Source organism: Photorhabdus sp. RM322S (genome assembly GCF_042879395.1).
GTDB classification, from domain to species: domain Bacteria; phylum Pseudomonadota; class Gammaproteobacteria; order Enterobacterales; family Enterobacteriaceae; genus Photorhabdus; species Photorhabdus khanii.
This window is the reverse complement of record NZ_JBHFKW010000015.1, coordinates 1-14,221: the sequence shown is the minus strand read 5'-3', so window position 1 is coordinate 14,221 and position 14,221 is coordinate 1. Positions and strand designations below refer to the sequence as shown.

Genomic DNA, 14,221 nt, shown 5'->3' with positions numbered 1-14,221 from the left:
GAATTGGCAAGAATAACTTGTTCGGGGAAGGGAATGAAATCAAAAACACAAATGCGCTATTCAACAGATATCGCGATCACCAGTATAGCTGGGCGTTTTCCTAATGCGGATTCGAGTCAGGCGCTTTGGGATGCAATCTTAGCGAAACGGGAACTGATTTCTGGTTATACCAATACAGAGCTTCATGATAGGGGCATTAATGCGGATGCAAAAGGATTGCATTACGTTCCGCGTGGTGCATACCTTCGGGATCCGGAAAAGTTTGATTACGGCTATTTTCAACTCATGCCAAGGGAAGTGTCGAAAATGGATCCCCAACAACGGATTTGCCTGGAGGTTTGCCATGAGGCGCTTGAACTGAGCGGTTATGCAAGCGGTGCGGACGCGGGACTCTGTTCGGTTTTTGTTGGTTCTCGCCAAAGTACCTGGCACGCAAATGTGCCGACGCTGAACAATTCTCCGGCTGACGCGATGCTGCTGTTTGGGGGAAGTTCTATTGATGCCTTGGCAACTCGTGTTGCGTATAAGCTCAATTGCTTAGGACCGGCTGTGAGCGTAGGAACTTTTTGTTCAGGCTCGCTTGTTGCTGTACATATGGCTTGTAACAGTCTGCTGTTAGGTGAAAGTGACATGGCTCTGGCTGGCGGTGTTTGCGTCAGGTATCCCGCTCATGTTGGATATATTTATCATGAAGGCGGCATATTGTCTCCGACGGGACGGGTTTGTACGTTTGACGAGAGAGCCGACGGTACGATTTTCTCTGATGCGACGGCATTCGTGGTATTGCGCCGTCTGGAAGATGCTCTGCTCAATGGTGAACCGATTCTGGCGGTTATCAAAGGATCGGCAATAAACAACGATGGCGCTAATAAGGCGGGTTATAGCGCACCAGGTGTTTCAGGACAGGAGCAGGTGATCCGTCGTGCACTTGCTGCTGCTGATGTACGGGCCGATCAGATTGGTTTGATCGAAGCGCACGGCACCGGTACGCCAGTCGGTGATGGGATTGAATTACGGGCGTTGGGGCGGGTGTTTGAAGGCGTCTCTGCCAGAGCTTGTGCTTTAGGCTCAATTAAATCCAATCTTGGTCATGCTGATTGTGCATCGGGTATCGCCGGACTGATAAAAGCCATCTACGCTGTTAACTTAGGCATTATTCCCCCTTCAATGAATTGTGAATATCCCTGTGCTGAACTTCGGGCGCCTGAATCCCCGTTTTATGTCCCTGCCGAATCCAGGGCCTGGAATAGCGGTCATTCCTCCAGAATTGCTGGGGTTAGCTCATTTGGAATAGGTGGCACAAATGTGCATGTTGTGGTTGCCGGGCCACCGGCGAGAAAACCGGATATGCCTTCCCAGGAGGCGGCGCATCTGATCCCGCTGAGTGCACGTACTGAGGCGGCGTTAACGCACAAAATCTTGGATCTGGTGAAATATCTTGAGCAGTGCCCGGAGGTGAATATCGCTGATGTTGCATTTACCTTGCAGCGAGGCCGACGACATTTACCAATACGAAAGATGATTGTCGCACGTGATATCCATGAGCTGCTATCAGGCCTGTTAAATAAGGCTATTGTGGTGGTTCCCGAATTGATCGGACTGCAAGACACCTATATTTCGCCTGCTTTTTCTTGGCAGGCTGGGGAAAATATCAATTGGGGTATTTTTTACCAGAACGAACATCGCAAACGGCTTCCGCTTCCAACTTATCCATTTGAAAGAACAGTAATCTGAGTTGTAAACACGGTAGAGATCGTCTTCATTTTAAAGAAGGTGAGGTTGATATGAGTGATATTGAAATTATTCAGAGAGAGATAATAACTATTTTTGCAGAAACATTTGGTTTACCGAGAGAAGAGATAAAACTGGAAATACCGTTGGTTGAATTGGGCGCGGAATCACTCTTATTATTCGAAGTGTTGGATCCCATCCATAAACGATTTGGTATAAAACTTTCGGTACGGCAGTTTTTTGCAGAATTACAAACGGTTCGTCAACTCAGTGAATATGTGTTGATGGCAGATAAAAAAAGTGCCGGGGAAGATAATGATTCGGCAATTCAACCCCAAAAAGTATTGATTGATCAAGAAAGAACTCCTGATCAGGCAGCCGCGATAGATATTCCACATGTTAAGAAAGAACGCTTTTTCCAATGGATGTCGAGAAGTGCGCCATCCATCGAATCTGAGGAGAGAAGAAAATATCTGGCTTCATTCATATCCAGATATAACCAGCGAACGATTCAGTCAAAAACGCATTCGGTAGCGGTACGTAAAAATATTGCAGATAGCCGTTCTGGTATTGGATTTAAACCCTCCATAAAGGAACTGCTTTACCCGATTGTATGCACTAAGTTTGAGGGGGCCGTTGTCCAGGATATTGATGGTAATGATTACATTGATATGACGATGGGATTTGGCGCACACATGTTTGGGCATAGCCCATCCTTCATTATTCAAGCGCTCACTCAGCAAATAAACAACAGTTTTGGTTTGGGAACCCGTCACACGATAGGTTTGGAAGTGGCCGAACTTATCAAAGAGATTACCGGCATGGATCGTGTGGCTTTTGTGAATAGTGGAACAGAAGCGGTCATGAATGCGGTTCGGGCAGCGCGGGCGCTCACTCGTCGAAATCACATCGTACTTTTTTCCAGCAGTTACCACGGGCATTGGGATGCAGTACTGGCTAAAGCCAGTGAATATGATGATGTCAGTGTTGCAAAACCCGTTTCGGTGGGCATACCTGAGAATATGGTTGCTGATGTTTCGGTGTTTGAATTTGGCTCCAATGACGCTATTGAGTTTCTCAAAGTCAATCGCACTAGAGTTGCGGCTGTGCTCGTAGAACCTGTACCAACGCGTGACCCTAGTCTCAGTAATCCAGATTACTTGAGACGTTTGCGCCAAGTGACCAGAGACTTAGATATTCTGTTGATATTAGATGAAATCGTGACAGGTTTCAGATCTCACCCTGCCGGTATCCAAGGATTATTTGGGATCGAGGCTGATATTGTGACTTATGGCAAAACGATAGGAGGTGGAATGCCGTTGGGCGTGATTACCGGCAGGGGAAATAGGCTTGATTCGATTGACGGTGGAAACTGGAATTTCAACGATGACAGCTTCCCGGCAGCGGAGCCGACATTCTTTGGTGGAACATATTTTCAACATCCACTTTCCATGGCCGCAGCGAAAGCCACTTTGCTGGAGATCAAGAGGCGAGGGGAATCTTTTACTCAGGCACTGACACAGCGTACTGAATCATTTGTTTTACGTTTGAATCGTCTGTTCTTGAATCGCCGGGTTCCCATTGAGGCAAGATCGTTCTCCTCATTTTTTAGATTAATTCATCGTGACAACATGGACTTGCTTTACTACAACTTGCTGATGAGAGGTGTTTATATCTGGGAGTGGCGATGCTGGTTTATCTCTGATGCACACGATGACACTCATCTGGAAAAAGTTTATTTGGCGTTTGTGGATAGCTTAGATGAACTTGAGGAAAACAACCTTCTTCCACGGTATAGCTAGATCAAACGGGATTAACGGAAATTAAGGGGTGTGTTATGCCGTTGGCAAACAAAAGTGTTTTCATTGGTGGGCCTATTCAGTCTGCGATTTATGATGGTGGTTTTCATGAAGAGCTGAGAATGACTATCCAGTTAGCGGTTAAGACAGTAAAGGCATTGAATGGCAATGTATTATCGGCACATTTGACTGAGAGATTTGGCATTGATACACCCAATTATACGCCGGAGATGGTATCAAAACGGGATTTCCAATGGATGCAACAGTGTGATTTTTTCATGCCCATTCTTCCGGTTCATTGTGGTGAAGAATTATTGCGTACTGATGGCACACATATTGAACTTGGTTGGGCCTCGGCCCTGAAACGGCCTGTACTGCTGATCACTCAACTGCCGATTGTGCGCGGTGGTAGTCATTTATTAAAGGGATTGGAACATGTTTGCAATTTATCGAAATTGGATATTCACGATTTTCGTAATAATCCGTGGCAGATTGGTGAGATTTTCAGAAACTTTCAGTTGAGTAGCAGCTATTGAGCACCTTTGGGAGCATTGCCTGTTCTATTGGGGGTTGATTAATAGCGGGTTTGCTTGAATAAGTTAATTCATGGAGTTGAGATGAAAAATCAAGTTGTCGAACAAACCTATGATGTTTTGGGCATGAAGATAAAAAACCCCATAATTGTTGGATCGGGTCTGCTTTCTGATCAGGATAAATATATTCGCCAGTTTATTGTTCACGGCGCAGGGGCGGTTGTGACAAAAACCATTTACCCGAATTCGGAAAAATTACATACAGAAAAGACCTATTCCATCAGTACAGGGATGTTGAACAATACGACTTACTCGAAGAAAACAGTTGAACATTGGTTGACCATTCTCCGTGAATTTAAAAATGAACAGCTTCCGGTGATAGTCTCGATCCATGCAGAATCGCCTGGGGAGCTGGGTTCATTGGCTGCTCGTATCTCAGAGGTAACCGATGCACCCTTGGAATTGGGCATTTCGTGCTTGCATGCAGATGATTTTATGGAAGATACACCGGAACGTGTATTCAACTACGCGAAAGCGGTGAGAGAGCGGGTGGATACCTCTTTTTCTGTCAAACTCGCGCTTGGAGACAATTTGTATGGGCGTGTTCAGGCTGCCATAGAAGGCGGTGCTCATTCGATAACGTTGAGCGACACCATCTCGGGGATCGTATTCGACGGAGTGAGTGGTGAGGCTTTGCTTAATGGGGTTTGCGGATACTCCGGGCCAGGGATAAAACCGTTGGTGCTTGCCGCGATCTATAACCTGCGTAAACGAGGGCTGACAATTCCGATACTTGGATCGGGAGGTGTGCAGGATGGTAATGACGTCCATGAGTACATGCTTGCAGGCGCGAATACTGTGCAAGTTTACACCGCCCTTCACCGGCATATGTACAAAACACTACGGCGTATTGTTCATGAATATGCTCAAGTCACGACATCAAAAAAGTATTAGCAGAAGGGACAATATTATGAGCTACGATCAAGTGAGAGAATTTGCAGAACTGACCAGCGAGCAGGTTTTAACTGCGGTTGAAGGTAAGACTTTGATATGGCCGATTGGTGGTATTGAGCAGCATGGGCCTCATCTGCCGTTGAATGTGGATTCAGTAATCCCAGAAGCTTTCGCTCGCGTGCTGGCGGAGGATATTAATGGCTTCACCTTGCCGGTACAGCCGGTGTCTGCCAGATCATTGCCACAGAGTGGAGGTGGGCTTGAATTTCCTGGCACGATTTACTTGGATGGATCAACATTTACCGCTTATATCAACCGAACAATTAAGAGTTTGTGCTCATTACCCTTTAAACAACTGGTGATCATTAATGGTCATTTTGAGAATGAAGGTTTTATTTTCGAAGCGGTAGACGAATTACGGGCAGAAGGACATTTTAACGATCGATCCGTTATCGTATTTAGCTGGTGGAGTTTGGTATCTGATGATTGGACTCGTGAGCATTTAGTTGATTTTCCTGGTTGGCATGCTGAGCACGCAGGGTTAACAGAAACGAGTTTGATGTTGCATTTGCGTCCAGATTTAGTGAGAGCGGAGCGACCTGATCATGATAAACCTCCACGTGCCGGGATCTATCAAGTACCGATTAAAAAAGAATTTTCAACGAGAGGCGTTCTTTCTAAAACATCCGGTTCAAGTGCGGAAATAGGCGAACTCATTTTCGAGCATGTCAGACAGCAAATATTGGAACTTATTACTGAGGAGTAACCCGCTGAATATTGCTGCGCTTTTTTGGTTTTACCTTGGCTACTTGGAAAAGAGCTTACCATTTTCATTAATGGTGGGTCTTTTCCAGTAACAGCTGCATATATCATTGTTCAAATAATAACATTTGTTATTATATTTATCATAATAATGACTTTGTTTTTAGTATTATATGTTGTGTTTTGTGTTTTTTTTATTTGTTTTTGAATTTAAATTTTGTGTTTTTTTATTTACTAAAAAATGATGTTGATGTTATTATACTTTTAGTTAATATTTACGTGAGTTTATTTTTATAAAGGTTAATTATTAAAGAAGTTGTGTAAAAGCATTTCACTATTTGGAGAAATTGTTTATAGAGTGAAAAATTATTAATCTAAATAGTGAGTGGGGTTTAATTTTTATGTTGTTATGAAGAGCTCTTAATTCTTGCAGAACAAGGTGATATGCAAAGTAATTAATTGTTTATCAAACTGAGCTGAAGTTTTATTACATAAAATAGGCAGGTGTTTTTCTTTGAGTTAAATATGAACTGGTGCTTTAATAACTATGCCAACGTGAAATTAAGATTGTTTTAATGTTATTAATTTATTCATTAAATAAGTGGTTGTGTGCATTTAATGTAAATTTAACTGGTGCGTGGCTTTTTTATTTTATACGGAATTTATTCTTGGGTAATGTTTATTATATTGATTGGTTAATGGTCCATGAACAATAAATCTTCATCTTTATTATTTATCGTTTTAATGGCTTTTCTTTCTATGGGGGGGTTGGTTTCATCGGATATATTCCTACCCGCTTTGAGTAAAATGGGAAACTATTATCACGTTAGCGAATCTAGTATACAAAGTGCAATAGCTATATTTCTATTTGGTATAGCCTTTTCTCAACTTATTTATGGTCCATTAAGTGATTGTTTAGGAAGAAAAAAGGTTCTTATTTCTGGAATGATTATATGGTTGATTTCAACAATCGGTATTTTTTACAGTACGCATATTAATGAGTTGCTATTATTGCGTTTATTCCAGGGAGTTGGCGCTTGTGCTGGTATTACATTAAGTCGTGCCATTATTAATGATTTGATGGGGAAGGAAGAAGCAGCCAATTTGTATCTGATTATTTTCCCTTTTGTGGGAATGTCACCCGCTGTCGCACCAATGATCGGCGGTGTGTTAAGTGAGTATTATGGCTGGAAAGCCTGTTTTTTATTTCTTACTTTATTTATAACAGCCACGCTTATATTGTGCTTGCTAGTTCTGAAAGAATCACTGCCAGTGAAAAAACGCCAAAAATTGAGTGTTAAAAATTTATTGGTTAGTACTTACCAAGTGATAATAAATAAAGAGTTTCTTTACTATGCAGCAATACCTTGCTTCGCTTATACGGCATATTTTTCTTATTTGATTGAATCTCCATTTATTCTTACAGCTATGGGATTACCGGAAAAATATGTTGGTTACACCTATATAATGCTCTCTTTGAGTTATGTGTTGGGTAATCTTACTGCTAAGAAATTAAGTCGTCAGCAGGGCATGAGAAAGACGATTTCTCATGGCTATCTCATCTTTGCTGTTGGAGGTATTGCTTTCACGATACAAATGTTTTTTAGTTCCTACCCATTGATAACTTCTGTGCTAACAATATCAGTATTGACTTTCGGTAATGGTTTTTTGCTGCCACTTGGTACTGCATCGGCAATTGCCACTCATTCTCAAGCGGCTGGGACAGCTTCCGGCGTAATGGGAACATTGCAATTAGGTAGTGCAGGACTGGCGTCATTGCTTATTGGTTATATATCTCACCATGAACCTATTAAAGTGGCATCTATCATCACAGTTGTTTCCTTAGTCGGTAGCATTATTTATATAACGGGTAATAGAGGCAATAAAGAAATAAGTAAAAAACAAACAATAGAAACTAAAATAGGAATGAAAAATGGTTAATAATATAGATGTCACATTACGTGATGGTGGATACCTGAATAATTTTAATTTTACAACAGAATACGCTATAAAGCATGTTGAAGCGTTGACTAAAAGTGGCGTGGAATGGTTTGAAATCGGTTATCGCAATGGTTCTTTCAAACCTATCTCTAATATTGGCCTAACAGGTATGTCTCCGGATAGTTATATCCGAGATATTCATCAATCGGTACCTGAGGCAAAATTGGTAGTCATTGCCCATCCTCACAATATCAATGCTGATGATATCTATGCAATGAAGACGAATGGCGTTAGCTTGCTTAGGTTATGTATTAAAGCTGATAACCCGCAGCCATGTTTAGAGTTGTGCGAGATTGCTCGATCTACTGGAATGGCTGTGGGTATTAATTTTACACGAGTGAGTCAGCTCTCTATCAGTAAAATTATTGAAGTTGCCAAACAGTGTGAACAAGCTGGTGCTAATATTATTTACCTGGCGGATTCAAATGGTAGTTTGTTCCCTGAACAGGTAGCGCAGATGTTTTATAAATTAAAGTCTGCCACGCAATTGCAATTGGGATTCCATCCTCATGATAATCTGGGTCTTGCCACAGCGAACAGTATTGAAGCTATGAGAGCTGGAGCCAATTTTATTGATAGTTCTCTATCAGGGATGGGAAAAGGCGCCGGAAATCTCAATTTGGAAAGCTGGCTATCATTTCTCAATCTGAGCCAAAATAGTAAACAATATGACCTTGAACGAGTATTTAATCAACTCAATGAACTGCAATCCCATCATTTTTTTGCCGCCTCCAGGCGCGATCTTATCGATATAATGATGGGTATGTACAACTTGAGTGTGGAAAATAAAACAGCTCTCGAAGAAGGGTTACGAAATGGTATTAATTATGCGTTTCAGGTTGTTAAATCTTTGCGAGGAGCAACGGCATGACACGGCATAATAACCGTGCCGGATGTTTTAGTCTCGAAGCGGTAATTCTTGCACCTGTAATGCCGCGTTGGGATCATGGCGATTTTTGCACTCCATTGCGCATATTATTACAGAAAGTGGGATATCAGGTGTCTATTATTGATACATTATCCTTAATTAATTCATCTGATCCCGACTACGCTATTAATATTATTGAATCTGAACTCAATCAACGTTTTTCCCAGCCTTATTTGCTTATCGGTTTTGCGATGTCAGGTACTCTAGTGCAATTGCTTGCGTCGCGCCTGAAAAATCTCACGGGAGTAATCTCAGTGAGCGGTCCTGGATATGCTGATTCGTTGCTGACCAATAGGCTGGAACAATTAATAGCATTACTGAATAGAAATCAGCTAGATGAAGCGATTTCTGTGTTACATGACTTTGTTATTCCTGAAGGTGGGACTCCACTTCCTAAGGTGCCTGCGGTACCTGACCATTTAAGAAATACTGCTCGGGAACGCATGATAGTGGGATTTTCACTGTTGCTACAACTGGATGCCAGAACAATATTGTGCAATTACGAAGGAAAATTTCTGAGCATAGTTGGCGGATGTTCGCAATTAGCCACAGAATGTAATCAGGTGGTCAGCACTAATCCTACGCACTGTTTTGTTGTCGTGGATGGAGCAGGAATGCGGCCTTGGGAAGATAAGCCGTCATTTATTAACAATGTAATTAACGATTGGCTCAAAATCTTATGAATAAAAAAATTCTTGTATTGCCTGGGGATGGTATTGGTCAGGAAGTATGCGATGCTGCCCTTCCGGTTTTTCAGGCTTTAAATCTTCCTGTGACATTGGAAGTTGGGGATATTGGTTGGACTTGTTGGGAAAGAGAAGGTAACCCAGTACCTGCCAGTACTTGGGAAAAAATAGCTTCAGTAGATGCGGTGTTACTCGGCGCTATTACTAGTAAAGGTAAAGAAGAAGCACAACAAGCGTTGCCGCCGCATCTGCGTGGGAAAATGAGAAATTATGTGTCACCTGTTATCCAATTACGCCAGCGTTTGGGATTATATGCAAATATCCGACCAGTGCGTTATGTAGAAGGGGACCGTAAACCATTTCGCTGTTGTGTTATCAGGGAAAACACCGAAGGACTATATGCAGGGTTCGATTTTAAAGGAATTCCCGTGACTGCAACGACTTGGTTACAGCACCCAAATATAGATAAATATGGTCCTGAAGAAGCGGCATGGACAGTCCGTCTACAAACCCGTTTTGGTTTAGAACGTTTGTTTATCACTGCATTTGAATATGCAAAGGAAAATAACTACTCCCGTGTAACCTTCGCGGATAAACCAAATGTAATGCGGGAAAGTGGGCACTTTGCAAAAGGTATTTTCGATACCGTTGCGGCGCGTTACCCTAAAATAAAAGCGGATATCCACAATGTGGATGCAGTGGCTTTATGGATGGTAAAAAAACCGCATGAATTTGGTGTCATTGTCGCTGAGAATATGTTCGGTGATATCTTGTCTGATTTGGCAGCGGGCGTAATGGGAGGGCTTGGTTTAGCGCCTAGCGCTAATATTGGTAGTGATATTGCGTACTTTGAACCTGTACACGGTAGTGCGCCTGGTATGGCAGGTAAAAATAAAGCCAATCCGGCAGCGATGTTTTACACAATCGCATTACTACTGGAACATCTTGGCTTTGCTGATGCAGCACGGCAAATTAACTGTGCAGTAGATAATGTGATACGTGAAGGTCGAACTGTTACTTATGATCTGGGCGGTAGCGCAACAACCCAACAAATGGCTCGGGCTATTATTCGTGCTCTAAGTAAAAAATACACTAGCTATTCTGCATCGGTTATTACTGTTGGTGATGAACTCCTGAGTGGTAAATATCCTAATACTAATCTTCAGGATATTAGTGAATATCTCACGGAGCAGGGATATAAGGTGAAGCAACATCAGGTTTGTGCTGATGATATTAACCAGATTGCTACCGCAGTGGTTCGCAGGCTGGGGCAGGATACTCTCATTGTTGTGTGTGGTGGTCTTGGCCCGACACCGGATGATAAAACCCGTGAGGCGATAGCAAAAGCGGCAGGAAGCCCTCTGGAAATACGTGATAATGTCTGGGTGGAAGTACAGCAACAATTGGAAAAACTGGGAGTATATTGTGATCCCTCGAATCGATTCCAAGCCATGTTTCCGTCCGGAGCAAAGGTTATTCCCAATATTACAGGTACAGCACCTGGTTTCAGTCTTAATGTTGATGGTAGCAAAATAGTTGTGTTGCCAGGGCCTCCGTCCCAAATGCGGTTAATGTTGTCAGAGGAACATTCTATCCCTCCAGTAGCTGGCATGAGAGAGCTAAACTACCATTGGACACTCATCGGCGTTAGTGAAAGTCAAGTAGGTACGATGGTGAATGCATTCTTTGATGGTATTGAGTGTGATATTCACTATCTGTGGAAAGCGCCTTATGTAGTAGTACAAGTTATTACTCCTGCTGATTCCCCTCTTTCCGTACAGCAATTGGCTAACTTTGGCGCCATGTTTGAAAACAAATTGGTTAGTGATTGCCAGATGACTGCTATGGAAAAACTCAGTGAACAATACCGTATTAACTGGTTCACAGATGATGATGAATTAAATACATATCTACACACAACATATGCAGTAAATAGTCCTTCAAAATCTCTTTCGGTGAATATTACAGCGTTTCCTTCTATAAGCTCATTTTTGTCTGGTGAAGAAATGCTTGGGCAGATGACCCTGACGACCATAGATGATGAAGGACGACAATATTCGGTGGATTTTCCATGTAATAAATTGCTACTGCAACAATCTATACCAGAATATGCCGCCTGGAGTGTCCTGCGCGCACATGCATCCAAAGAGGAAATGTAATGCAAACTATACAAATTGATCAAATTAAAAAGCGTTTAATGGAACTTGATAGTGCGGCCATATCGGATGCAATGGATAGTCTGCATATTCCTGCTGGATTGGCTGGAATTGTGCCACGTAGTAATGTCGGGATTAAAATGGCGGGACCCGCTTTTACTGTGCGCTATGAACCTATCATTCCGGAACAGGGTAAGTTTCTTAATGCTGGAAATTACATTGATGAAGTACCTGCTGGATATGTAATAGTAGTTGATAATCAGGGGCGTACGGATTGTACCAGTTGGGGTAATATCTTAACTTTTAAGGCTGTACAAAAAGGAATCGCAGGTTCTGTGATTTATGGGTCAGCCAGAGACTTGTCTGAGGTTCGCAGATTGGAATATCCCTTATTCACGACGGGGGTTTATATGGTATCCGGAAAGAATCGTGCCAAGGTTGCTGCAAAACAATGCACTCTGGATATTGGCGGTGTAGCGATATCCCCAGGAGATTGGATTTTTGCTGATGATAATGGTGCGCTAGTCATCCCGCAGCAGCATTTGCTTACTGTTATTGAGCGTGCGGAAAATGTTGACAAAACTGAACAAGCTATTATTGAGGCTATAACTAATGGAGAAGATCTGGTTAACGCCCGTGAAAAACTGGGATATGCCGTACCTTGGAAAGCTGTTCAATGAGTCAGATATTTATAGAATACTGGGAGAAAAAACTTCGTTTTCTGGATGTACATTATCATGCCCGCCCCGATAGTTATATTCGGCGGTACAATGTACTTGAAGCTGGAAGGGAATACGCCCGACATGGTGGTGGAGTTGTACTTAAAAACCATCTGGGGAGTGTTACTGCTTTGTCGTCACTGGCTCAGGAGGCAGGGCTTCCGGTTTTTGGTTCGGTAGTATTGAACGCAACCGCTGGGGGGCTGGCAATTAACTCTGTTATCCAGTCACTGAGTCAGTACCAGTTCTGTAAAGCTCCGCGGCTGTTGGTTCATCTGCCAACTATTGTCCCGACAAGCCATAAAAGTGTAATGAAACGTGCTTGGGCAAATGCTTTCGCGCAAACTTTCGCACAGCAACCTTTATCTGTTGTTGATAGCAATGGGCGGTTGCATAACGAGATCCATGAGTTAATTAGTTTTGCGCAGCAGCATAATATTGTGTTGTCATCCGGCCATGCTTCACGTTATGAAGTTATGCAACTTATTGATGCGATTACTGCTGCGGGTGGTTGTAAGTTCATGCTGAACCAACCTGCCAGCCCTATGACAGGATTAAAAGCGAAAGATCTTAAAGCGCTGGGTGAGCATGAGTGGCTTTATGTGGAGCAAGCGGCATTAACTGTTTATCTTGGTTATCAGACAACTGAGGATTTTTTTGAAGTGTTATCGGAGGTGAGTAATGTTGTCTATAGCTCCGATCTTGGACAGCCAGTTCAGCCTGATGTTGAGCAATGGTTGAGCGATAGTGAACACTGGTTTAAAACCGCGGGCCTTGGTGAAAAACACATCCGAGATATCTCTTTACTGAATCCACTGCGGATGTTGGCTCCGGATTAGATATTAGGGATTGTTGACGTTTTATGAGGGGAATTTGAACAGCATGATGATTGGGTATAATTGCTTTTGCCAAAAACCAACCAAAGTCCGATACCACTGGCCCCCTGCCGCCCGGTTCTCCTCCTGACGATAGCTCCTTACCCGCTCGCTCCTCCCGAAGAGGGCGTGGCGGGGACCATTCCGCAACCCCTGGTCTATTCTTATCCAGCTATGAAGACTGGGTTATTCTCGGGCAGGAAGTGGCCTGACAGAACAGGGGTTAGATTATATCCGTAACAGTACCCGTGAGCTCCTTGCTCAGTTTGGGGCATGGTTCAATGAAACCGGCCAGTGGGTATGTAACGAGATTATTGATCCGATAACCCATCAGGTCAGCTACGCTTTTTCCTGGATCAGTGAACAAACAGGGAAAATCGTGACCTGGATGCAAATATTGAAAAAGGTGGGTGAAGGAATGCTGGAAGTGGTTGTGATTATTGCCGAAGTTGCTGTTGTTATCCTCGTCACCATTGCTGCTGCGCTGATTGAACTGGTGGACATTTTAGCTGCCGTCCTGGCAATATTGGCGAGTGTGACATTCGCCACCGCCTCATAATGAACGGAGAGAATATGGATACTTTTGATTATTTTTTCCAGCTAAAATCACAACTGATTGGTTTTAATTTTTCCTGCGTTTTTATAATGTGTAGGCCTTAAACTGTTATTAAAAGTCATTGTTTTAACTTATGGTTTTAGTCAGTATAAAGTTTTCATAGTTGTTTTACCACTTTTAATGCCTGCTTTTTATTGAGTTTAATCATTATCGGCTATCGTGTTTTACCTTTAACGAAAGTTAATTCATATCCACTTTTTATCTTTACTGACTCTGTTGTTCTATTTTTCCCTTTTTTCATTACCGTTATATCGTTTACGATAAGATTTACTGGTAATCCTGAGCGGTTTTCATTAGTCACCCCTTTTATTTGGTTTTCATAAATCAGTAAGTAAATGGCCTGATGAGATAAAAACATCCCTTGCTTTTATTGTGTTACTTTTAGGGTTTTCACCGTAAAATAATCGGCGAGAAAGCGCTTAAATACCCATTTTTTCGAAAATGTTATTTTACGTGCGGAT

General features: G+C 42.6%; 13 protein-coding genes. All 13 read left to right on the top strand.

Annotated features, from left to right (window positions below; all coding sequences use genetic code 11):
- The first annotated feature begins 33 nt into the window (after positions 1 to 33).
- The 13 genes from ACGF63_RS10725 to ACGF63_RS10665 all read left to right on the top strand — a co-directional run bounded on the left by ACGF63_RS10725 (position 34) and on the right by ACGF63_RS10665 (position 13,703).
- Positions 34 to 1,734, top strand: coding sequence for a beta-ketoacyl synthase N-terminal-like domain-containing protein (locus ACGF63_RS10725; protein ID WP_387630594.1), 1,701 nt, complete (start codon positions 34 to 36; stop codon positions 1,732 to 1,734).
- Between the two features lie 50 nt (positions 1,735 to 1,784).
- Positions 1,785 to 3,533, top strand: a complete 1,749-nt coding sequence (locus tag ACGF63_RS10720) for an aminotransferase class III-fold pyridoxal phosphate-dependent enzyme (RefSeq protein WP_387630592.1) — start codon at positions 1,785 to 1,787, stop codon at positions 3,531 to 3,533.
- 35 nt (positions 3,534 to 3,568) lie between these two features.
- Positions 3,569 to 4,066: a hypothetical protein gene (locus tag ACGF63_RS10715; RefSeq protein WP_036842361.1), complete on the top strand. Its 498-nt coding sequence runs from the start codon at positions 3,569 to 3,571 to the stop codon at positions 4,064 to 4,066.
- A gap of 123 nt (positions 4,067 to 4,189) precedes the next feature.
- Positions 4,190 to 5,017: a dihydroorotate dehydrogenase gene (locus ACGF63_RS10710; RefSeq protein WP_241826068.1), complete on the top strand. Its 828-nt coding sequence runs from the start codon at positions 4,190 to 4,192 to the stop codon at positions 5,015 to 5,017.
- Between the two features lie 16 nt (positions 5,018 to 5,033).
- Entirely contained in the window at positions 5,034 to 5,783 is a 750-nt protein-coding gene (locus ACGF63_RS10705; protein WP_387630589.1) for a creatininase family protein, read from the top strand.
- A 701-nt stretch (positions 5,784 to 6,484) separates the two neighbouring features.
- Entirely contained in the window at positions 6,485 to 7,720 is a 1,236-nt protein-coding gene (locus ACGF63_RS10700; protein WP_152962551.1) for a multidrug effflux MFS transporter, read from the top strand.
- On the top strand, positions 7,713 to 8,651 hold the full coding sequence (locus ACGF63_RS10695; RefSeq protein ID WP_152962550.1) for a 3-hydroxy-3-methylglutaryl-CoA lyase: 939 nt from the start codon (positions 7,713 to 7,715) through the stop codon (positions 8,649 to 8,651). The genes ACGF63_RS10700 and ACGF63_RS10695 overlap by 8 nt, the downstream gene beginning before the upstream one ends.
- Entirely contained in the window at positions 8,648 to 9,391 is a 744-nt protein-coding gene (locus ACGF63_RS10690; protein ID WP_152962549.1) for an alpha/beta hydrolase, read from the top strand. The genes ACGF63_RS10695 and ACGF63_RS10690 overlap by 4 nt, the downstream gene beginning before the upstream one ends.
- Positions 9,388 to 11,553: an isocitrate/isopropylmalate dehydrogenase family protein gene (locus ACGF63_RS10685; RefSeq protein WP_152962548.1), complete on the top strand. Its 2,166-nt coding sequence runs from the start codon at positions 9,388 to 9,390 to the stop codon at positions 11,551 to 11,553. Before ACGF63_RS10690 ends, ACGF63_RS10685 begins: the two co-directional genes overlap by 4 nt.
- Entirely contained in the window at positions 11,553 to 12,230 is a 678-nt protein-coding gene (locus ACGF63_RS10680; protein ID WP_118987873.1) for an RraA family protein, read from the top strand. Before ACGF63_RS10685 ends, ACGF63_RS10680 begins: the two co-directional genes overlap by 1 nt.
- Positions 12,227 to 13,108, top strand: coding sequence for a DUF6282 family protein (locus tag ACGF63_RS10675; protein WP_152962547.1), 882 nt, complete (start codon positions 12,227 to 12,229; stop codon positions 13,106 to 13,108). Before ACGF63_RS10680 ends, ACGF63_RS10675 begins: the two co-directional genes overlap by 4 nt.
- 50 nt (positions 13,109 to 13,158) lie before the next feature.
- Entirely contained in the window at positions 13,159 to 13,356 is a 198-nt protein-coding gene (locus ACGF63_RS10670) for a hypothetical protein (protein WP_387630584.1), read from the top strand.
- A gap of 167 nt (positions 13,357 to 13,523) precedes the next feature.
- Entirely contained in the window at positions 13,524 to 13,703 is a 180-nt protein-coding gene (locus ACGF63_RS10665; protein ID WP_239002364.1) for a hypothetical protein, read from the top strand.
- Positions 13,704 to 14,221 lie beyond the last annotated feature (518 nt).